The sequence below is a fragment of the Vibrio misgurnus genome, assembly GCF_029635775.1.
Classification (GTDB): Bacteria; Pseudomonadota; Gammaproteobacteria; order Enterobacterales; family Vibrionaceae; genus Vibrio; species Vibrio chanodichtyis.
Map to the genome: position 1 here is coordinate 907,391 of NZ_CP113241.1, position 19,989 is coordinate 927,379.

A 19,989-nucleotide genomic window follows, 5' to 3' on the forward strand; every position below is an offset into this window, starting at 1 on the left:
TAATATCAGAATGCCGGCGGTGATTGCCGGCATTCTGCTTTCAAAAGAGGATGCACTTCTTTTGCACAACAACAGCGAGTTATCTGTGAATTATCAAATTATTACCCAACTTAGCGATTTACAACGCGTTTGCCTTGCCGCGCGTGATGCGGATGTGGTGATGCTGGATACCGAATTTGTCCGCACCCGCACTTTCTTCCCGCAATTGGGGCTGATCCAGATGTTCGATGGCGAAAATTTATCGCTGATTGATCCGCTGGCGATCGCTGAGATGACCCCATTGGTCGAGCTATTACAAGACACTTCGGTGTTAAAAGTGCTGCACGCCTGTGGTGAAGATTTGGAAGTGTTTCAAAATGCGTTTGGTTGCACACCATTCCCGATGGTGGATACCCAAATTATGGCGGCATTTTTAGGTTATGGACTATCGACAGGATTTGCCGCGTTAGTGCAAGATCAACTGCAAGTCGAACTAGATAAAAGTGAATCACGCACCGATTGGTTAGCGCGGCCATTGAGCGAAAAACAGCTGGCTTACGCCGCGGCGGACGTTTTTTATCTATTACCGATGTACGAGCAGTTAGTGGCGCGAGTCACCCAAGCCGGTTGGTGGGATGCTGCATTGCAAGAGAGTGAACAGCAAGTCGCCAAGCGGATAAAAGTCAGCAATCCGGAGCTGGCATATCTAGACATTAAAGCGGCGTGGCAGCTTAAACCGAAAGAGCTCGCTATTCTTAAACCACTCGCCACTTGGCGTTATCAGGAAGCGGTCAAACGTGATTTGGCGCTTAACTTCGTGATTAAAGAAGCCGATTTATTAACTATCGCTCGTTTGGCATTACGCAGCCCGAAACTGATGGAAGAGCAAGGGGTGGATCCTCATGCTATCCGCCGCCATAGCAGCAAAATTATTGCCATGGTTAAAGCTGCGCGTGAGACACCGGCAGAGGCCTATCCGCCAGAAATTGTGCCGATTATGGAATACCCAGGCTACAAGCAACTGTTCAAACGTTTGAAAGATGAAGTGAAAAATGTGTCGCACAGCAGTGGATTAGCCAGCGAATTTTTGGCTTCCAAAAAGCAGCTTAATCAACTGTTGAGCTGGGTATGGAAGCACGATCGCGATCCAGAACGTTTACCCGATTTGATGCAAGGTTGGCGGTTACCGCTGCTTGGTGAAAAACTGAATCAATTGGTGTAATTGACGTTTACCGCGCGCAACATGGTAGCCACTCAGCGCTAAGCCGCTGACTAAACCGGCCAGATGTGCCTCAGTAGCAACTTGCGCGCCAATCAATTCAGTGGTGCTGGCTGAGGCACCAAACCCTAACTCCCAAGCTACTTTTGCGATCACGCCGATCACCAACCATCGACTGCTGGAGCGGCCTGCGAACACTTCGTTAAGTGCGTAGTAGGCAAATAAACCATGCAAGGTGCCAGATAGTCCGACATACCAGTGAATGTTAGACAGCAAGATCAGCGTACCGACAGCGAGGCTGATCAGGGTCATTGGAATAAGCAGTTGGCGGACACAGGGTTTAAATAGTCCGCAGATCAGCCACAACGCAGCAAGGTTCATTGCCCAGTGTGCAAAGTTGGTGTGGGCGAAATTTCCTGTTAGGATGCGCCACCATTGACCTTGTTGAATCGCGCTTAACTGCCACTGGGTCAGCTCATGCAGTGGTGGCCATTGCAGAGTTAAACTTAATAGGCTGATAGCCAATAGCAGCAGGTAAAGATTCACAGCATGTCCCGTTATTGTTCCGAGTGTGGTAAAGCGCGTAAAGCGTGTTTGTGTTCATCGATTGTCGCCTTAGACAGTGCGGTCGAGCTTATCATTCTTCAACATCCTACGGAACAAAAGCGACCACTGGGTAGCGCGCGGATCTTAAGTTTATCGTTGGCGAACTGTCGGCTGTGGGTGGGCGAGGATTTTCGCCAGCATGCAGAGCTAAACCAATTGCTGGCGGAGCCAGAAGTAGATCATTTTGTGCTGTACCCTAGCCATAAGGCGCAAGATTGCACTTTGCTGACGCGAGATCCGCAGCGCAAACAGCGCGTGATCCTACTCGATGGCACTTGGAAAAAAGCCTACAAAATGTGGCAGATAAATACCCAGTTACACCAGTTAGCCAGCTTACGTTTACCTACTGAGTTGATTGGCCAGTATCGGATCCGCAAAGCGCCAAGCGCAACCGCACTCTCCACCGTCGAAGCGGGTTATTATCTGCTGCAGCACTGGGAGCCGGAGCGAGATTTTTCACCGCTACTGAGTGCGTTTCAGCACATGATCCAATATCAGATTGAGCAGATACCCGCAGAGATCTTCGCGCAAAATTATCGCTCGTGACGCTGATGACCAGTGATGACGATGGTGAGTTTCTATTATCGCCCGTTGCCATTTTCTATCGCTCGTTACTGACGGTCCGTTACTGAGCGGGGGCGTCGCGCGTTCAATAATGGCTGTGGGCTGAGAATAATTGCTGATGCAGTCGCTGCGCGTAGGCATCGGTCATCGCGGCGATATAATCGCAGATCACGCGCATGCCTTGCTGCTGTGATTGGGCATGCCGCCATTTTTCTCCGGTGGCTTGTGGTAACAAACGTTCAGGATCGGCACTCAAAGCCTCAAACAGATCCATGATCAGCTGCTGACCTTTGTATTCAAAGCGCTGCACTTGTGGAATTTGGATCACGAATTGGCTGACAAAGTGTTTCAGCACTTCCAGTGCGCTGGCCATGTGTGGCTCAATATAAGCATTAAATGCCAACAGCTCATTATGAAATGGTGCCTCAACCGGCTTGACGCTAATACTGGTTAGCAGCGCATTGACAATCCCGCCAATCGCATCTTTGCGTACATAATGTTTGCCGCAAAACAGCATATCACTGAGCTTGGCAATGTGTGCTTCAAACCAAGCATCACCACATTCCGCTAACTGAGCGGCCGCTGCTTCTTGCCACTGGCTGCGGGTTACCATGCCAAGGACAATCGCATCTTCCAGATCATGTACCCCATAAGCGATGTCATCCGCCAGTTCCATAATCGAACAATCGAGCGATTTAAAGCGGGTTTTACGATGTTGATTCGCCGCGTTTGGCTGATCGCGCATCTGGCCGATCCGTTGGCGATCGCTTGCGGTTAACGGGGCAAATACCCAATCCAAACTTGGCTGATCACACTCATAAATGCCTTTCGCTGGAGCCCAATCTTTAGCTTTCAATTGACGTTGGTGGGCCACTGCGGCCGGAGAGGTTACGGCACGAGTGGCACTCAGTAGCGCAGGATATTTTAGCAGCCCAAGCAGGGTGCGGCGTGAAAGGTTCATGCCGTGGTGTTCGGTATAAGGCTCTAAGCTAGTGACGATGCGAAACGTTTGGGCATTGCCTTCAAAGCCGCCGTGATCACGCATCATATAATTAAGGGCGATTTCACCGCCATGCCCATACGGTGGATGACCAATATCGTGGGCGAGACACAGTGAATCAATCAAGCTGTCAGAGGGAAGTAGCTCGGCAAACTCTGGTTGCTTTAGCTGGATCTGCGCAACAATACCGGTACCGATTTGTGCGGCCTCCAAGGAATGGGTGAGGCGAGTGCGATGGAAGTCATTGAGGTTAGTGCCGTGTACTTGAGTTTTAGCTTGTAAGCGCCGAAAAGCCGCCGAATGCAGAATGCGCGCTCGATCGCGTTGATAAGGCGTGCGGTGATCATCACGGCGAATTTTGTGCTCATCGTTATTACGGGCTAACCATTCTGGGCTCAGGGATACTTGCATCGCATTACTCCTTGCACGAACTTTCTTTTACTTACAATACCTTAACTGACTACGATTTAACTTAGCGTGGCTTAACTGATTTCGTCCAGCGTTAATTCAAAACTCGGTGCGAAGGTGTGTAAAAAGTAAGCCATTTCAGGGCTATGCCGTTCACGTAACGTTACATCGAGACGCTTTTTGGCTTGGGCATATTCATGGTTGCCGGCGCTGAGTTCTTCAAGGCATTTTAAATAAGCACAAATGGCATCCGCTTGTTTGACGATCGCGCTCTCTTGCGGATCCGCGGCATTAGAGATCAGAAATGGCCGAAACTCTGGCTGCAACTCCTCGGGCAGCATGCCTAATAAGCGCTGTTCGGCGGCAGCCTCGATTTTTTTGTATTCTTTAGCAATATCGGGGTTGTAGTACTTAATTGGGGTGGGGAGATCGCCGGTCAGCACTTCGCTGGTATCGTGATACATCGCCAGCAGAGCAATCCGTTCGGGGTTGAGTGATCCGGCAAATTTCTGGTTTTTGATCACCGCCAGTGCATGCGCCACAAACGCGACTTGCAAGCTGTGCTCTGAGATATTTTCACGGGAGATCGAACGCATTAACGGCCAGCGTTGGATCAGTTTCATCCGTGCGAGGTGGGCAAAAAAATGGCTTTCTGGCATAGCGAACACTTCCTTAGTGATGACAAGAGTATGGTAACAAAAACACAGGCTCTGTTCAGTGTACTGATACAGAGCCTGTTTTGCCTACCTAAAACCGAAAGCGCTTAAGTTATCTGCTTGCGGTGGCAACATCGCTTATTGGTGATAGTTGGTAATAAAGCGCTCGAAACGGCCAATCGCAATTTCGAGATCTTCAACGTGTGGCAGGGTGACGATCCTGAAGTGGTCTGGTCGTGGCCAGTTAAAGCCGGAGCCTTGTACCAACAGTACTTTTTCTTGTATTAAGAAATCGAGCACCATTTTTTGATCATCTTTAATCGGGTACATCTTTAGATCAATTTTCGGGAACAGATACATTGCACCTTTTGGCTTAACGCAAGAGATACCCGGGATTTGGTTGATCAGTTCCCAAGCGCGATCGCGCTGTTCTAGCAAACGGCCACCGGGCAATATCAGCTCATTGATACTCTGATAGCCGCCGAGCGCGGTTTGAATCGCGTGTTGCATTGGCACATTGGCACATAACCGCATCGACGACAGCATATCTAAGCCGGCAATGTAGCCTTGCGCGTGCTGTTTGGGGCCGGTCAGAAACATCCAGCCGCCACGAAAACCACATACCCGATACGCTTTTGAGAGTCCATTGAAGGTCACGACCATCACATCGTCGGTTAAGGTTGCCACCGAGGTGTGTACCGCGCCGTCATACAGCACTTTGTCGTAAATTTCATCGGCAAAAATCATCAGCTTATGTTGGCGAGCAATCTCAATGATCTCCAACAGGAAATCACGGCTATACACGGCACCGGTTGGGTTATTGGGGTTGATCAGCACAATGCCGCGAGTTTTTTTGGTGATTTTGCTGCGAATATCATCCAGATCCGGATACCAATCCGCCTGCTCGTCACAGATATAGTGTACGGCGGTACCGCCAGACAAAGCCACTGCCGCAGTCCATAATGGGTAATCTGGTGCCGGGACCAGCATTTCGTCGCCATTATTGAGCAAAGCTTGCATCGCCATCACGATCAGCTCAGAAGCGCCGTTGCCGATGTAGACATCTTCGACATCCAAACTGCGGATGCCTTTCTTCTGGTAGTACTGCACTACGGCTTTACGGGCGGAATAAATGCCCTTTGAATCACAGTAACCTTGTGAAGTGGGTAAGTTGCGGATCACATCGACCAGGATTTCGTCTGGGGCATCGAAACCAAATGGGGCTGGGTTGCCGATATTCAATTTCAGTATTTTCTGCCCCTCTTCTTCCATGCGCTTAGCATGTTTAAGTACTGGTCCCCGAATGTCATAGCAGACATTATCGAGTTTTGACGACATCCCGATATTTTGCATTGTGATTTTCCTGAAAATAATCTGTTCTCTTGTCCAAACTACACTAACTTGCCATTTTTTAGAATAAAAATCTAAGTAGGTCACAATTTAACACGCAACACTAGGTTGACCGGATCACTTGCGCTAGGAAAAGATACCCCATAACCTTGATTTCATAAGGCTCTCTCAATAGAGTAGCCACTGTTTACCGAATCTCCCTCTACGAGGTCGCTTTGTTGCATTTTTATCAGGCCGTTGCTCAATTGATGGAGCAAATCCGAGGCGCGAAGGATCATACTGTTCGTTTCACTCAGCGTTTGGCAGAAAAGCCACCTTTTGCGCTGATTGACTGGCTGGACGCTCAGCCGATTTTCCCTAAATTTTATTGGCAATCGCGTGATACCCGTGAAGAAGTGGTCGCGTTAGGTCAAGTGTATACCTTTACCGATCCCGCTCCGGCTTATGCGATGTTGGGGGAACAACAGCGCGTGTGGGGAGGCCGTTCATTTGATGGCCATACGGCGAAAAATCCTCAGGCGATGGCTGGATTTTTCTTTTTGCCACAAATTGAATTAACCCGCTTGGATTCGCAGTGGTCATTGGCGGTCAATTTGAACCATCAACCACAGCGCACTTTGCATGCGCTGCAAAAACTGCAGCAACAGGTACCGATTTTAGCACCGATCACCGCTCAAGTGCCGACGCTCGAACATACGCCGAATGCCAATCAATGGCAGGCGTTGGTTGAAAAAGCGCTGGCGGGTATTGCCGATCAGCAGTTTAAAAAAGTGGTGTTGGCACGCAAAACCACGCTGAATTTAAGCGCGCCAATTGGCGCTGCACAACTGCTGAAAGCTAGCCATGCGCATAATCACCATAGCTTTCATTTTTTACTGGCAGTGGATCCTGAACACGGCTTTATGGGTTCAACCCCTGAGCGGCTTTATCTGCGCCAAGGGCGCAGTTTACAGACCGAAGCTTTGGCTGGCACCATTGGTCGTGGGGTGGATGCCGAGCAAGATCAGCAACTGGCAGACTGGTTGACTCATGATGGGAAAAACCTCAATGAAAATCAGTTGGTGGTGGAGGATATTATCGCCAGTTTAACGCCCCATGCTGAGCAAATTGCCAGCCAACCTGATGCGCAACTGGTACAACTGCGTAAAGTGCAGCATTTGAAAAAGCACATCGATGTTCAGTTAAAAGCAGGCGTTAACGGCGTACAATTGTTGGCAGCCTTGCAACCGACCGCAGCGGTAGCCGGTCTGCCGCGTGCCAGTGCTTTGGCGTTTATTGCCAATCACGAACCCTTTGCCCGAGGCTGGTATGCCGGCTCAATGGGCTATTTTAGTCATGCTCAAGCTGAATTTTGTGTCGCGATCCGCAGCGCACTGGTGACCGAAAATCAGCTGCAACTTTATGCGGGAGCGGGGATTGTACCTGGCTCGGTCGCGCAGCATGAATGGCAAGAATTAGATAAAAAGCTGGCGACTTTGCTGAGTTTGATCAGCGATCATTTACCGGTGGAGATCGCTTAATGGAGCACGATCAAGCGTTATTGAACCGACTTTGGTGTCGAGTGTTATTAGAAGAGTTAAGCCGCTTAGGCGTGACGCAAGTGTGTATTGCTCCCGGCTCACGTTCAACGCCGCTGACATTGGAAGCCAATGCTCACTCGGCTTTTACTCTGCACACTCATTATGATGAGCGCGGTTTAGGCTTTCTGGCGCTTGGTCTCGCCAAAGCCAGCCAGCAACCGGTAGCGGTGATTGTCACGTCCGGCACGGCGGTGGCCAATCTCCTGCCCGCGCTTGCCGAGTCTAAACTCACTGGCGAGCGTTTAGTGGTACTGACCGCGGATCGCCCGCCGGAACTAGTGAATTGTGGTGCCAATCAAGCGATTGTGCAGTCAGGCATTTTCTCTCAGCACGTTACAGCCGCGCTTGATCTGCTGAGTCCAGCTGTGCACCATCCACTGCCTTGGTTACTGACTTCGATTGATCACGTGCTGGCGCAGCAAGCGCGATTGGGTGGTAGTGTGCATATCAATTGCCCTTTCCCCGAACCGCTCTATTCCAATGGCGATGAAGCGATCTATCAATCTTATTTACACAGCGTGCAGCGTTGGTCCCAACAAGCGCAGCCTTATACGCAGATCCAACTACCAGCGGCGGCCAGTGTGCCGGCCTCGATCGAGGGCTTTCAAGGCAAAGGCGTGGTGATTGTTGGTTCGCTAACCTTAGATGAAGCGCAAGCTGCGCAGCGTTTTGCTAAAGCGCTGGGCTGGCCGCTGCTGTGTGATCCACAATCGGGGATCAGCAGTGAATGGGCTCATTTTGATTTGTGGCTGCAAAATCCTAATGCACGTCAGCAGCTTAATCAGTGTCAATTAGTGGTGCAATTTGGCGCGCGGATCGTCTCGAAACGCTTAAGCCAATGGTTAGCCGCTTGGTGCGCGCAAGGCGCTGGCGAGTATCATTACATCTCCCCACAAATTGCCCGCAATAATCCATACCATGCCATGCAGCAGCAGTGGCAGTGTGACATTCCGGTGTGGGTTGATGCGCTGCTCAGTAAACGGCTGGTCGGACAAAATACCCAGCAAGGCTGGGCCAATGGCTTGATTGATTACGCACGCTCCGTGCGCCAGTTAGCCCAGTTACATTTCTCGGCCTCGGGATTAAGTGAGGTGGCGTTGGCGCTGGATTTAACCGAACGCGCCGTGGATGCAGATCTATTTTTAGGCAATAGCCTGATTGTGCGTTTAGTCGATATGTTAAGTGCGGTCAATCAGCGTCAGGTCTTTTCTAATCGTGGTGCTTCGGGAATTGATGGTTTGGTGGCCACCGCGGCAGGTGTGCAGCGCGCGCGCCAGCAACCTTTGCTTCTGCTGATTGGTGATACCTCACTCTTGTATGATCTCAATTCGTTAGCTTTGCTGCGCCAGCCGCCACAACCGGCGGTGATTGTGGTGACCAATAACGATGGCGGAGCTATTTTTGATCTACTGCCGGTGCCGAGTGAGCAGCGTGCGGCGCTGTATCAAATGCCGCATGGGATGAATTTTGCACATGCAGCGCAGCAGTTTGGCCTGGCTTACCACGCAGCGCAAACCTTGGAACATTACCAAACCTTGGTTGAAGAGCATTTGGCACAAGGCTCGGGTACCCTGTTGATCGAGGTTAAAACGCCGCCACAGCAAGCCTCGCTGCACATTAAGCAACTGAGCGCGCAAATTGATGCTCTGTAGTCGGTTACACTTTGCCAAACCGAGCGCCTCAACTCCGCTCGTGGTGTTGGTACATGGCCTACTCGGTAGTGGTGCCGATTGGCAGCCGCTGTTGGCACATTTAGCGAAGGTGAATTGCGCAGTGCTGACACTGGATTTACCCGGGCATGGCGCTAATCCAGCCCTACACTGTGATAATTTTCACCAAGCGACGGCATTTATCGCACGTACGGTGCAAGCCCAAGTCACCGGTGAAGTGCCGGTGATATTGGTTGGTTATTCACTTGGTGGGCGGCTGATCATGCATGGATTGGCGCAAGGGAGTTTTGCATCGCTCAATTTGTGCGGTGCGATTATCGAAGCCGGTCATTTTGGACTCACCGAGCAGAGCGAAAAAATGGCGCGCTGGCAACATGATCGAAAGTGGGCTGAGCGTTTTACTCAGCAACCGATTGAGCATGTGCTGAGCGATTGGTATCAACAAGCGGTATTTAGTTCACTAAATGCTGCGCAAAGACAAACTTTAATTACCCAGCGCAGTGCTAATCTTGGTGCCTCAGTAGCACATATGTTACTGGCGACAAGTTTGGCCAAGCAGCCTGATTTGTTGCCAGCCTTACAAGCACTCAGCTTGCCAATCCACTATGTGTGTGGTGAGCGTGATAGTAAATTTCAGCGACTCGCCGAGAGTAGCGGGTTAAGTTACAGTCAGGTAGCGCAGGCGGGGCATAATGTCCATCATGAACAGCCGCAAGCGTTGGCTGCGATTATACAAGCGATGATCCACTCAAGCTGCAATTGAGTGATAACCACAATGGGAACCTCCATGGCTAAAACGATAGGTATTTCTGAACAAGAACTCTACGCACCAGTGCTTTGGCAAGATTGCACTGGTGATTATCAAGATATTTATTATCACAAATCACAAGATGGGATTGCCAAAATCACCATCGCTAGACCTCAAGTACGTAATGCGTTTCGTCCCGTGACCGTGAAAGAGATGATCCACGCGCTGAGTGATGCCCGCTATGATGAGCAAGTCGGAGTGATCATTCTCACTGGTTTAGGCGAAGAGGCTTTCTGCTCTGGTGGCGATCAGAAAATCCGTGGCGATTACGGCGGTTACCGTGATGATTCAGGTACTCACCATCTCAACGTGTTGGATTTCCAACGCCAAATCCGCACCTGTCCAAAACCGGTGATTGCCGCCGTTGCGGGTTGGGCGGTCGGTGGCGGCCATGTGCTGCATATGATGTGTGATCTGACCATTGCCGCTGACAACGCTCAATTTGGCCAAACTGGGCCGAAAGTCGGCTCTTTTGATGGTGGCTGGGGTGCATCCTACATGGCACGGATTGTGGGTCAGAAAAAAGCGCGCGAAATCTGGTTCTTATGCCGTTTCTACAATGCACAAGAAGCGTTGGATATGGGGCTGGTCAATACTGTGGTACCTGTGGCTGAGTTGGAAAAAGAAACCGTGCGTTGGTGCCGTGAAGTGCTGCAACATAGCCCAATGGCGCTGCGCTGCTTGAAAGCGGCACTCAATGCCGATTGTGATGGTCAAGCCGGTCTGCAAGAGCTGGCTGGTAACGCGACTATGCTGTTCTATATGACCGAAGAGGGGCAAGAGGGACGTAACGCGTTTAACGAAAAACGCCGCCCAGACTTTAACAAATTCCCCCGTAACCCTTAATCACACAGTGGCATAGTGGTATAGCGGTATCGTGCCACACTGGTATGAGATTATTTGCTCTGTGATTAGACGATAAGCCGAGAGTGCTCAATGGTCAGTAACCCTCGGCTTATTTTGTCGTTTTGGATAAGGAAGCGCTTCGCATGCGTCATGCAACCCTCTATCGTTACCAACTGCCGATGGATAGCGGCGTCATTCTTCGCAATGAGAAATTGACTCAGCGTGAAGGTCTTATTGTTGAACTGTGTGAAAACGGCCGCACAGCTCGTGGTGAAATCGCACCATTACCGGGCTTTAGCCTTGAAACCTTGGCGCAGGCAGAGACTCAAGCGCAAACCCTGCTTGAGTTGTGGGTGGATCGGCAAACTATCGATTGGGATGCGCAGTATCCATCGGTGGCTTGCGGGCTTTCAATGGCGCAATACCAGCTGGATCAAGCGCTGCCGATGCAAGGTAATTATCATGTTGCGCCACTGTGTACTGGCGATCCTGATGAACTGCTGCCCGTACTGAATAATTTGCCGGGGCAGAAAGTCGCTAAAGTTAAAGTTGGGCTGTATGAGCCGATCCGTGACGGTATGTTAGTCAATCTATTTTTGGAATCGATGCCGGATTTAACTCTGCGCTTAGATGCCAATCGAGCTTGGACGCCCGCTAAAGCGCTCAAGTTCGCACAATACATTGCTCCCTCCTTGCGCAGCCGTATCGCGTTTTTGGAAGAGCCGTGTCAGTCACCCAGTGACAGCATTGCCTTTGCGATGGATACCGGGATTGCGATTGCGTGGGATGAAACCTTGCAACAGGCGGTACGGGATGCGGATTTTGTGTTGGATGATCTACTCGGTGCTAAAACGCTGGTGATCAAGCCAACCTTGATTGGCTCGGTGTATCGGGTTGCTGCTTTGGTCACGAAAGCCAACGCGCTGGGTTTGCAAGCGGTGATCAGCTCAAGTTTGGAATCCAGCTTAGGGCTGAACCTATTGGCGCGTTTGGCGCAGCAATTGCTGCCCGATCAAGTGCCCGGGCTCGATACGATTGGACTATTCCGAGCTCAATTAGAAACCCCTTGGCCCGATAGCCAATTGCCGGTGGTGGCACTACAAGATCAAGCAGTGGTATGGCGCGCGCAATCAACCCAGTAAATCACCTGTGGCAAGCATGGCTTGAGCGCGATCCACAACAGCTTGCGCTTGAGCATGCTGAGCATGCGTTGTCATGGCAAATGTTGGATAGACAGGTTGGGCATTATGCCAATGCGCTGCGTGAGCAAGGCGTGCAACCGGGAGCGGTGGTGACGCTGGTTGGCAAAAATCATCTGCACAGCGTGCTATGGTTTTTAGCTTGTACGCAAGTTGGTGCATTATGTGCTTTTCTCGCCCCGCAGCCTTTGGCTCGTTTACAGCAAAAATTATCCACCCTCTATGCTGAGCAAAGTGTCAAACATCTTTGGTTGGCTCCTTCTTGCGCGCTGAGTGCTGAAGAGCTGAAACCGCTTGCGCCTTATCTACTTAGTTTGCCCGATCCGCAGTGTGGATCCGTGCATGGAGAGCCAGCCTCTCGCCCATTCAGTGCCGCAACCTTGGCGACCTTAATTTTCACCTCTGGCTCGACAGGTGTTGCTAAAGCGGTAGCGCATACTCATCAACAGCATCTTGCTTCCGCACAGGGTTTATTGGCGGATTTTGCCTTTAGCCAAGCGGATAATTGGTTGTTAAGCTTACCTTTGTACCATATCTCAGGCGTGGCGATTATTTATCGCTGGCTAGCGGTAGGGGCCAGGCTCAAGATCGGCACCGGCGATCTTGAGCGCGATATGCTTGGGGTGACTCACGCTTCATTAGTGCCCACGCAATTAAAACGTTTGTTAGACCGGGGACAGCCGCTCGATTTGCAGCGGGTGCTACTCGGTGGCAGTCATATTCCGTTAGCGTTAGCGGAGGCTGCAGCCCAGCGTGGTATTGATACTTGGCTTGGTTATGGTATGACCGAAGCGGCCTCGACCGTGACCGCGAAACGTGTTGATGGCGTGATGGGCAATGGTCAGCTATTGGCTGGGCGTGAGCTGCGTATAATCAATGGGCGAATTTTTATCGCAGGGCAGACGCTGGCTGCTGGCTACTATCAGCAAGGAGATCTGCGGCCACTGACCGATCGACAAGGTTGGTTTGATAGTCAAGATCTTGGACATTGGCAGGAAAATAACCTGGTGATTGATGGCCGCGCGGACAATTTGTTTATCTCCGGTGGCGAGAATATTCACTGTGAAGAGATTGAAGCGGTGTTAATTCAGCACCCACAAGTGCAAGTAGCGATTGTAGTGCCAGTTCAAGATGATGAATATGGTGCGCGTCCGGTAGCGGTGGTACGCACTGAACAAGCTTGGGGTCAAGCACAAGGTGATGCTTGCTGCCACGGTAAACTCGAAAAATTCAAATGGCCTATTGGGTACTTTTCGCTGCCTGATGCGTTGCTAGATGGCGGCATTAAAGTTTCACGCGCCGCCGTTAAAGCGTGGTTAGCGGTAGAGCAGCCTAATCTGACGATACTGTAAGTGGGCACTATTAGCTCATTAAGGGAGAACCATCTGCGTTAATACAATGTAGCTATGGTAGTGCATATGATGTTCGCCGATCGGATAAATTTTTATGCTAGGGGGCTAGCGTGATGGCGAGAAAATGGTGACGTACAGGGAAGTAACTAGCGATGCAGATACTATTTTTGATTGGATTGATTGTATTAAATGGCCTGTTTGCCATGTCAGAAATTGCTTTGGTCGCAGCAAAGACCAATCGATTGAAACGGTTAGCGGAAAAACATCCAGCGGCTAAAATTGCCCTTGATCTTAAACACACGCCAACCCGTTTTTTATCAACTATTCAAATTGGTATCACGGCGATTGGTTTATTGAGTGGCATTGTTGGAGAAGCGGTATTATCGGTGCCTTTAGCACAACAGATGGTGCTCTGGGGCATACAGGCAGATCAAGCTAATGTATTTTCTACCACAATCGTGATCATTGGGATGACTTATTTTGCGATTGTGGTTGGAGAGCTGGTTCCCAAACGTTTTGCTCAATCTCAGGCGGAAAATATTGCCGTATTAGTAGCATGGCCGATTTATTGGCTGTCAAAATTAACCCGTCCATTTGTGATATTGCTCTCTTGGTCGACAGAAGTTGTGTTGAAATTGCTCGGACAAAAACATCAACATGACATTGTTACCGAAGATGATATCCATGCCATTGTGCGTGAAGGTTCTGAGTCGGGAGTGATAGAGCAAGGTGAGCAGGAGATGATACGTAATATTCTGCAGTTAGATGATCGCTTGGTCAGTTCAATGATGACGCCACGAGGTAAGATTGCCTTCATCGATATTGATCAACCAGTCGATCAGCTCACTCACAGTCTCCGCTCGATCAAACACAGTACCTTTCCAATATGCCAAGGCAATATCGACCAAATTGTCGGCACGCTGTCAGCTAAAGTCTTATTAAAACAAGCCGATCAATTGAGTGCACAAGTCGTCTTGAGCTTATGCCAAACGCCGGTATATATTCCTGAATCTATGCGTGGCCTTCGTTTGCTAAGCTATTTCCGCGAGTCTGGTATCGAAATGGCGTTTATTGTCGATGAATATGGTGATATTCAAGGCTTGGTGACTCTGCACGATATTTTGGAAGCGATTGCTGGTGAATTATCCAATGATCCCACTTACCGATGGGCTACGCCGCAAGAAAATGGATGGATATTTGATGGATTGATTCCGATCAGTGAATTAAAAAATCGGCTCGATTTAGTGCACATTGAGGGCGAAGATAAAGGACTACATACCCTCAATGGCTTACTTACTTGGCATTTGGGACGTTTGCCTGAACAAGGTGAGATGATTGATTGTCAACAATGGCGCTTTGAAGTGCTTATGGTCGAAGATAACCGAGTGCTGAGTGTTAAAGCTACGTCACTGGAAACTTAACGCCAATCGCCGCGTAACTCGGCAACCTGTTGTTGCATCTTCGCGGCAGTTGCTTGCTGCGGTGCTACTGGTTCTCCCACTTCAATTTCTAAGCGTGCGCGGAAGCGACGCGGCACGCCTTGGCAGGCTCGGCCTTTATAACGGCTGAAATAGCTTCCCCATAACCCTTTGATGGCTAACGGGATCACTGGCGCTGGGCTGCGTTGCGCGATCAGATCTAAACCGCGCATAAAGGGGCGAATTTCGCCATCTGCGCTTAAATGGCCTTCTGGAAAAATGCACACCAACTGGCCAGCAGTGAGCGCCTGTTCAATTTGATTGAAAGCGCGTCGCAATGAAGCACGATTATTGGCTGAAATAGGGATCACCCCGGCGCGGTTTAAAAACCGTTTGAGGAGTGGCCAATTCGCGTACTCTTCTTGCATCACAAAGCGGATTAAGCGTGGACAAGCGGCACTCAACAGCAGGGCATCTAAATAACTGACATGGTTACATACCAACAGCGCGCCACCTTGCTCGGGGATCAGCTGCATATTTTTATAACGTACGCGATACAGAACATGCGAGGCAATCCACAGCAAAAAGCGCACACTAATAATCGGTAGTTGGCGCAACATGGCCAATGCCACCACGCTATTGGCTACGGCAAGTAAAGCAAACAGTTGTGGAATCGTCAGTGCCAATATCGAAAGGCAGACTACACCGAGCAGCGCACTGCCGACCATAAATAAGGAGTTATAGATATTTAACGCTGCAATAATTTGCGCTCGCTCGGTCGCTTTGGCCCGTTGTTGCAGCATGGCATATAAGGGGACGATAAAGATCCCACCGCACACGCCAATCAATAGCAGATAAGCAAAAATTGGCCACAATCCGGCATAAGCCACAAAATCACTCAAGGTGGTAAATTGCGGAAGATCGTTTGGGATTGCGCTCGCCATCAGGTAGCCAAACAGACTCATCCCCAAACTACCGAGCGGCACGATGCCCAATTCAATACGATGTCCAGAAAGCTTATCGCAAGCCAGTGAACCCAGCGCAATACCTATCGAGAATAAAGCCAGCAGGAAAGAGACCGCCGCTTCATTGCCGTGCAAATAGAGGCGAGTGAAATTCGGAAATTGGGTTAGATAAACGGCTCCGAGTAACCAAAACCAACTGATGGCCATGATGGCTTGAAAAATGGCGCGATCACGCTGAGCTATCTGCAGGGTTTGTTTGGTATGAGTCAGTGGTTGCCAGCGAAAATCGAGATCAGGCGCACTGGCCGGTGCCAGTGGAATGCTGCGGCTGGCCAGATAACCGAGTAGCGCCAACAGCACAATCGCGGCTGCGGCTAAATAGCGGGCTTGCTCCGCAGAGGCGAGAATACCTGCGCCTACCGTACCGAGTAAAATAGCGAGAAAGGTGCCGGTTTCAACCAAAGCATTGCCCGGAACTAACTCTTCGGCGCGTAAATGCTGGGGTAGCAATGCGTATTTGACCGGGCCAAAAAAGGCCGATTGAGTGCCCATTAAAAACAGCAGTAACAATAAGATGAGATAGTTTTGCGTCATCAATCCAACCGCACCACCGAGCATAATCGCAATTTCCAGCAATTTTACCTGGCGAATATAGCGTGATTTTTCTAGCTTATCGGCCAGAACCCCTGCGCTGGCGGAAAACAGAAAAAACGGCAAAATAAATAACCCAGCGGCCAGATTGATAAACAGATCACTGGAGATCGGTAAGGCTTGCGTGCCAGCAAACGCGACCAGCAATAACAATACATTTTTGAAAATATTGTCGTTAAATGCGCCAAGAAACTGCGTGATGAAATAGGGTAAGAAACGGCGATCAGTTAAGAGCGCGCTGGTTAAATTAGCCATAGTGTGTCAAGCATTACCAGTTAGCGAGATAGTGATTGAGCAGATTATCAATCAACGCACGGCCATCCATCGGTTGATTAGCAAAAAATTTATCATCCACACTCAGCATGGTGATGCCGTGTACTCCGGCCCAAAGCACTCGGCTGGCTTGCAGTACTTCTTGCTCGGAACGCAATGGCGCTAACACTCGCAATAATTCTTCTAACATATTGGTCATATTATCGATGCGTTGTGCTTGCCATTCAGGCAGCGCCTCACCATTCATATTGTGTTCAAAAATCAGTTGCCAACGATAAGGGTTATGCTTGGCAAAATTATGGTAGCAATAAGCCAGTTGATAGAGAGCATCTTTCGGGTAGGGGGTAGATTTTAGCGCTTGTTGTGCTTGCTGTGCCAGTTCATCTAAGGTTTGCGCGACCACATGCAGCAGCAGTAGGTTGTAGTTACCAAACACGTTAACCAATGTGCTTGGTACATAGCCAATCATTGTGGCGACCTTACGCAAGCTCAGTTCATGATAAGAGTGCGTATCGAGAAACTGTTTGACGCTCTCTAGGGTGAGAGCCACCAGCTCTTCTCGGGTGTGATCGTTTCGTCTTGCCATGATGTGGATTCAATAATGAACAATGTTCGATAGTCTAATCATCCCCTTAACTAGCGTCAACGAATCGATTTGCAATATTCTGATACATGTCGATAAATGCAAAACATTTCCATCGCGAGATGAACTGGCTATAGTGACCCAGTAAAGATAGATAAGCTCAAAAGCCCCATAACATCGACCCCTAAGGAAGTGTATGAAACGTTTGTTTTCGCTCATTGCGTTAATCATGGTTTCGGTTGCGGTAACCCCGATTGCTGAGGCCAAAAAATTCGGCGGTGGTAAATCGTTTGGTAACAAGAGTTACAAAACCGCTCCGGCACCGAAACAGCAGCAACAAAGAAACGATACTTTAAAAAAAGATGCCACCAATCCTGCTGGTTCAGCCAAAAAAGGCTTGATGGGCGGCTTGCTCGGCGGCTTACTGGCTGGTGGTTTACTGGCCGCATTCTTTGGTGGTGCATTTGAAGGTATCCAGTTTATGGATATCCTGATCATGGGGCTAATTGCTTTCGTGATCTTTAAATTGATGCGTGGACTATTGGCTTCTAAGCAGGGCAGCATGAATCAGTCTCAGCCACAACCGGCTTTTGGCGGTATGCAGCGTACCCCATTTGAGCAATCGAATGTACACAACTTTGAACAGCCTCAAACTGTGTCTAGCGGTTTTGGCAGCGATGCGCAAAGCGAAGTTCCTCACAACTACCCAGCCGGTTTTGATCGGGTTGCCTTTGTGAATGGGGCGCGTGAGCATTACCGTATTTTGCAAGGGGCATGGAACCATAACCAGCTTGAGACTATTCGTGAATATGTATCGCCAAGCTTGTTTGAAGATCTTAAAGCGGAGCGTGCAAACTACCCAGGTGAACAACATACTGATGTGATGTATGTGGATGCTGAAATTGTGCGTGCCGATTACGATGCTAACCGTGCCCATTTAAGTCTGCAGTTTAGTGGCCGTTATCGCGATGCGGTAGAAGGGATTGAAGAGAATATTGATGATGTATGGCACTTAGAGCGCGATTTAACTGAGCCAAATGCGCCTTGGTTGATCGTCGGTATTCAAGGTTAATCTCTGCCACCATTAAGCTTTTGTAACGCACCCAGCATCGCTGGGTGTTTTTTTGTATAGAGAAAACCCCCAGCTAGGCTGGGGGTTCAGTAAAGCTTTCAGCTATAAGTCAGTTATCTAACCCCTTTCAATTTGTTAAAACAGCTTTGCGGTCTGGCAACTGCAAGAGTTAAACAAAAATTGAAAGGGGGTCCCAATGGGGGACGAAAAGAGCTTAGCGCACACGCGCTGGAACTGTAAATACCACATAGTATTCGCACCGAAATATAGACGACAGGTGTTTTATGGAGAAAAACGTAGAGCGATAGGAGAAATATTGAGGAAACTATGTGAATGGAAAAATGTGCATATAGTTGAAGCTGAGTGCTGTGCAGATCATATCCATATGCTTTTAGAAATTCCGCCGAAAATGAGTGTTTCAGCTTTTATGGGGTACTTGAAAGGAAAAAGTAGCCTAATGCTTTATGAACGATTCGGGGATTTGAAGTTTAAATATCGGAATCGAGAGTTTTGGTGCCGAGGGTATTATGTAGATACGGTAGGTAAGAATACGACGAAGATACAAAATTACATAAAGCATCAGTTGGAGCAGGATAAGATTGGAGAGCAATTATCGATCCCATATACAGGAAGCCCGTTTACGGGTCGTAAGTAAACGTTCTATGCAAATGTCAGATCGCAATGCGCCTGCTAGGGCGCTGCTGGTGAGAAAGCCTTATAGGCGCATATGAAAAACCTCCGGCTATGCCGGAGGATGTTTTTATGAGCAGAGTGAGAGGGCTGTACTCACTGTAATAGTGGTGCATTGGGTATATACTCGCAGGCCTGTAAAGTAGCGCAAGGAGATCAACGTGGCACAATTCAAACATCAACAACTTAGCCAAAGCGAGCAAGATCAACTGGACGCAGCAGTTTTTCGTCAACTGTTGCAACACCTTGATCAAAATAAAGATGTGCAGAATATCGATTTAATGATTCTGGCCGGTTTTTGCCGTAACTGCCTGTGTAAATGGTACGCGGCAGAGGCAGATAAGCAGGGGTTAGCGTTGAGTATCGATGATGCGCGTGAGCGGGTGTATGGTATGACTTATGATGAATGGAAAGCCAATCATCAGCCGCCCGCGACCGCAGAGCAATTAGCGGCTTTTGCGGCTAAAAATGCGCAATAAACTGGGTTAAAAACAAAACGCGCCAACAGATGTGGCGCGTTTTTTGTGCTCAACGATCAAGCATTAGCTCGAGATTTATTGTCGGTTAAGCACATAGAATCCAGCAAGGTCGCCATCAATTTGTTGGCCATGCATATCCAGATGAGTAAGAGTGTTTTCGCCGACCAGATATTGTCTGCCAGTTTGTTCGCCAGATCGTAGGATCACGATACTGCCTGTTTCATCCCATGCAAAAGTGCCTTGTGATACTAAAGGCTGGCCTTCTTTATCGAGATAGTTTTCACTCAGCTTATAAGTGCCATCTTCGTTAAGGGTCAGCTCGGTTTCAATGCCACCACAATCTGCGCAAGGTAAAGTGCCTTGATAGCTACCAGCCCAGTCAAGGCTATTTTGTGCATTATGCGCCGCATCAATCGTTTCGGTTGTCGACTCCGTCATTGACTGCTCAGCAGGTTCAGCTACGTCAACCACCGGTTCGGCTTCCACTTTGGCTGGTTGGTTGTCACATCCAACCAGAAGGATAGCCAGTGCGCTTAGAGCAAAAATACTTTTTTTCATCATAAATCCTTGATTAATAAATGTTGACCATCATCAACTTAGTCGCGATGAACCGACGTCACT

General features: G+C 49.3%; 19 protein-coding genes. 12 read left to right on the plus strand and 7 right to left on the minus strand.

Annotated features, from left to right (window positions below):
* Positions 1–85 precede the first annotated feature (85 nt).
* Positions 86–1,201, plus strand: coding sequence for a ribonuclease D (gene rnd, locus OOK74_RS04345; RefSeq protein WP_278183169.1), 1,116 nt, complete (start codon positions 86–88; stop codon positions 1,199–1,201).
* On the opposite strand, the gene rrtA is transcribed toward rnd, so the two are convergent.
* Positions 1,163–1,744: a rhombosortase gene (gene rrtA / locus OOK74_RS04350; protein WP_278183170.1), complete on the minus strand. Its 582-nt coding sequence runs from the start codon at positions 1,742–1,744 to the stop codon at positions 1,163–1,165. The two genes, rnd and rrtA, sit on opposite strands and share 39 nt — an antisense overlap.
* Before the next feature lie 3 nt (positions 1,745–1,747).
* Between rrtA and OOK74_RS04355 the strand changes: the two genes are divergently transcribed.
* Positions 1,748–2,350: a tRNA-uridine aminocarboxypropyltransferase gene (locus OOK74_RS04355; RefSeq protein WP_278183171.1), complete on the plus strand. Its 603-nt coding sequence runs from the start codon at positions 1,748–1,750 to the stop codon at positions 2,348–2,350.
* A gap of 103 nt (positions 2,351–2,453) precedes the next feature.
* On the opposite strand, the gene OOK74_RS04360 is transcribed toward OOK74_RS04355, so the two are convergent.
* From OOK74_RS04360 to OOK74_RS04370, 3 genes are all read right to left on the minus strand, one after another.
* Positions 2,454–3,779 (minus strand): anti-phage deoxyguanosine triphosphatase, encoded by a 1,326-nt coding sequence (locus OOK74_RS04360; protein WP_278183172.1) that lies wholly within the window; start codon positions 3,777–3,779, stop codon positions 2,454–2,456.
* Between the two features lie 71 nt (positions 3,780–3,850).
* Positions 3,851–4,435, minus strand: coding sequence for a 5'-deoxynucleotidase (gene yfbR, locus OOK74_RS04365; protein WP_274722318.1), 585 nt, complete (start codon positions 4,433–4,435; stop codon positions 3,851–3,853).
* A 135-nt stretch (positions 4,436–4,570) separates the two neighbouring features.
* On the minus strand, positions 4,571–5,785 hold the full coding sequence (locus tag OOK74_RS04370; RefSeq protein ID WP_278183173.1) for a pyridoxal phosphate-dependent aminotransferase: 1,215 nt from the start codon (positions 5,783–5,785) through the stop codon (positions 4,571–4,573).
* Positions 5,786–5,997: 212 nt separating this feature from the next.
* Here OOK74_RS04370 and OOK74_RS04375 point away from each other — a divergent pair, with 212 nt between their 5' ends.
* From OOK74_RS04375 to OOK74_RS04405, 7 genes are all read left to right on the plus strand, one after another.
* Positions 5,998–7,302, plus strand: a complete 1,305-nt coding sequence (locus OOK74_RS04375; RefSeq protein WP_278183174.1) for an isochorismate synthase — start codon at positions 5,998–6,000, stop codon at positions 7,300–7,302.
* Positions 7,302–9,014 carry a 2-succinyl-5-enolpyruvyl-6-hydroxy-3-cyclohexene-1-carboxylic-acid synthase gene (menD, locus tag OOK74_RS04380; RefSeq protein ID WP_278183175.1) on the plus strand — a complete coding sequence of 571 codons (1,713 nt, stop codon included), beginning with the start codon at positions 7,302–7,304 and terminating at the stop codon, positions 9,012–9,014. The genes OOK74_RS04375 and menD overlap by 1 nt, the downstream gene beginning before the upstream one ends.
* On the plus strand, positions 9,004–9,795 hold the full coding sequence (gene menH, locus OOK74_RS04385) for a 2-succinyl-6-hydroxy-2,4-cyclohexadiene-1-carboxylate synthase (RefSeq protein WP_278183176.1): 792 nt from the start codon (positions 9,004–9,006) through the stop codon (positions 9,793–9,795). Before menD ends, menH begins: the two co-directional genes overlap by 11 nt.
* A 24-nt stretch (positions 9,796–9,819) precedes the next feature.
* Positions 9,820–10,686, plus strand: a complete 867-nt coding sequence (gene menB / locus OOK74_RS04390; protein WP_166013251.1) for a 1,4-dihydroxy-2-naphthoyl-CoA synthase — start codon at positions 9,820–9,822, stop codon at positions 10,684–10,686.
* 143 nt (positions 10,687–10,829) lie between these two features.
* Entirely contained in the window at positions 10,830–11,828 is a 999-nt protein-coding gene (gene menC / locus OOK74_RS04395; protein WP_278183177.1) for an o-succinylbenzoate synthase, read from the plus strand.
* Positions 11,804–13,237, plus strand: coding sequence for an o-succinylbenzoate--CoA ligase (gene menE, locus OOK74_RS04400; protein WP_278183178.1), 1,434 nt, complete (start codon positions 11,804–11,806; stop codon positions 13,235–13,237). The genes menC and menE overlap by 25 nt, the downstream gene beginning before the upstream one ends.
* 152 nt (positions 13,238–13,389) lie before the next feature.
* Positions 13,390–14,658: a hemolysin family protein gene (locus OOK74_RS04405; RefSeq protein WP_278183179.1), complete on the plus strand. Its 1,269-nt coding sequence runs from the start codon at positions 13,390–13,392 to the stop codon at positions 14,656–14,658.
* Here the strand turns inward: OOK74_RS04405 and OOK74_RS04410 are convergent.
* Both OOK74_RS04410 and OOK74_RS04415 read right to left on the minus strand, forming a co-directional pair.
* On the minus strand, positions 14,655–16,526 hold the full coding sequence (locus OOK74_RS04410) for an MFS transporter (RefSeq protein ID WP_278183180.1): 1,872 nt from the start codon (positions 16,524–16,526) through the stop codon (positions 14,655–14,657). The two genes, OOK74_RS04405 and OOK74_RS04410, sit on opposite strands and share 4 nt — an antisense overlap.
* A gap of 13 nt (positions 16,527–16,539) precedes the next feature.
* Positions 16,540–17,130, minus strand: a complete 591-nt coding sequence (locus OOK74_RS04415) for a TetR/AcrR family transcriptional regulator (protein WP_166013246.1) — start codon at positions 17,128–17,130, stop codon at positions 16,540–16,542.
* A 193-nt stretch (positions 17,131–17,323) separates the two neighbouring features.
* Here OOK74_RS04415 and OOK74_RS04420 point away from each other — a divergent pair, with 193 nt between their 5' ends.
* The 3 genes from OOK74_RS04420 (at position 17,324) to OOK74_RS04430 (ending at position 19,368) form a co-directional block, all read left to right on the plus strand.
* Complete coding sequence (locus tag OOK74_RS04420; RefSeq protein WP_274722328.1) at positions 17,324–18,199, plus strand: Tim44 domain-containing protein; 876 nt, start codon at positions 17,324–17,326, stop codon at positions 18,197–18,199.
* A gap of 196 nt (positions 18,200–18,395) precedes the next feature.
* Positions 18,396–18,854, plus strand: coding sequence for an IS200/IS605 family transposase (gene tnpA / locus OOK74_RS04425; RefSeq protein ID WP_274723742.1), 459 nt, complete (start codon positions 18,396–18,398; stop codon positions 18,852–18,854).
* 196 nt (positions 18,855–19,050) lie between these two features.
* Complete coding sequence (locus tag OOK74_RS04430) at positions 19,051–19,368, plus strand: DUF1244 domain-containing protein (protein ID WP_274722103.1); 318 nt, start codon at positions 19,051–19,053, stop codon at positions 19,366–19,368.
* 75 nt (positions 19,369–19,443) lie between these two features.
* On the opposite strand, the gene OOK74_RS04435 is transcribed toward OOK74_RS04430, so the two are convergent.
* Positions 19,444–19,929, minus strand: coding sequence for a copper resistance protein NlpE (locus OOK74_RS04435; RefSeq protein ID WP_274722102.1), 486 nt, complete (start codon positions 19,927–19,929; stop codon positions 19,444–19,446).
* Between the last annotated feature and the right edge of the window lie 60 nt (positions 19,930–19,989).

Coding starts and splice junctions, on each gene's coding strand:
- OOK74_RS04410 (WP_278183180.1), bottom strand. CDS start 16,526: ATGGCTAATTTAACCAGCGCGCTCTTAACTGATCGCCGTTTCTTACCC.
- OOK74_RS04420 (WP_274722328.1), top strand. CDS start 17,324: ATGAAACGTTTGTTTTCGCTCATTGCGTTAATCATGGTTTCGGTTGCG.
- OOK74_RS04415 (WP_166013246.1), bottom strand. CDS start 17,130: ATGGCAAGACGAAACGATCACACCCGAGAAGAGCTGGTGGCTCTCACC.
- OOK74_RS04370 (WP_278183173.1), bottom strand. CDS start 5,785: ATGCAAAATATCGGGATGTCGTCAAAACTCGATAATGTCTGCTATGAC.
- menH (WP_278183176.1), top strand. CDS start 9,004: ATGCTCTGTAGTCGGTTACACTTTGCCAAACCGAGCGCCTCAACTCCG.
- tnpA (WP_274723742.1), top strand. CDS start 18,396: ATGGGGGACGAAAAGAGCTTAGCGCACACGCGCTGGAACTGTAAATAC.
- menE (WP_278183178.1), top strand. CDS start 11,804: ATGGCGCGCGCAATCAACCCAGTAAATCACCTGTGGCAAGCATGGCTT.
- yfbR (WP_274722318.1), bottom strand. CDS start 4,435: ATGCCAGAAAGCCATTTTTTTGCCCACCTCGCACGGATGAAACTGATC.
- menB (WP_166013251.1), top strand. CDS start 9,820: ATGGCTAAAACGATAGGTATTTCTGAACAAGAACTCTACGCACCAGTG.
- OOK74_RS04435 (WP_274722102.1), bottom strand. CDS start 19,929: ATGATGAAAAAAAGTATTTTTGCTCTAAGCGCACTGGCTATCCTTCTG.
- OOK74_RS04355 (WP_278183171.1), top strand. CDS start 1,748: ATGTCCCGTTATTGTTCCGAGTGTGGTAAAGCGCGTAAAGCGTGTTTG.
- menD (WP_278183175.1), top strand. CDS start 7,302: ATGGAGCACGATCAAGCGTTATTGAACCGACTTTGGTGTCGAGTGTTA.
- OOK74_RS04405 (WP_278183179.1), top strand. CDS start 13,390: ATGCAGATACTATTTTTGATTGGATTGATTGTATTAAATGGCCTGTTT.
- menC (WP_278183177.1), top strand. CDS start 10,830: ATGCGTCATGCAACCCTCTATCGTTACCAACTGCCGATGGATAGCGGC.
- OOK74_RS04360 (WP_278183172.1), bottom strand. CDS start 3,779: ATGCAAGTATCCCTGAGCCCAGAATGGTTAGCCCGTAATAACGATGAG.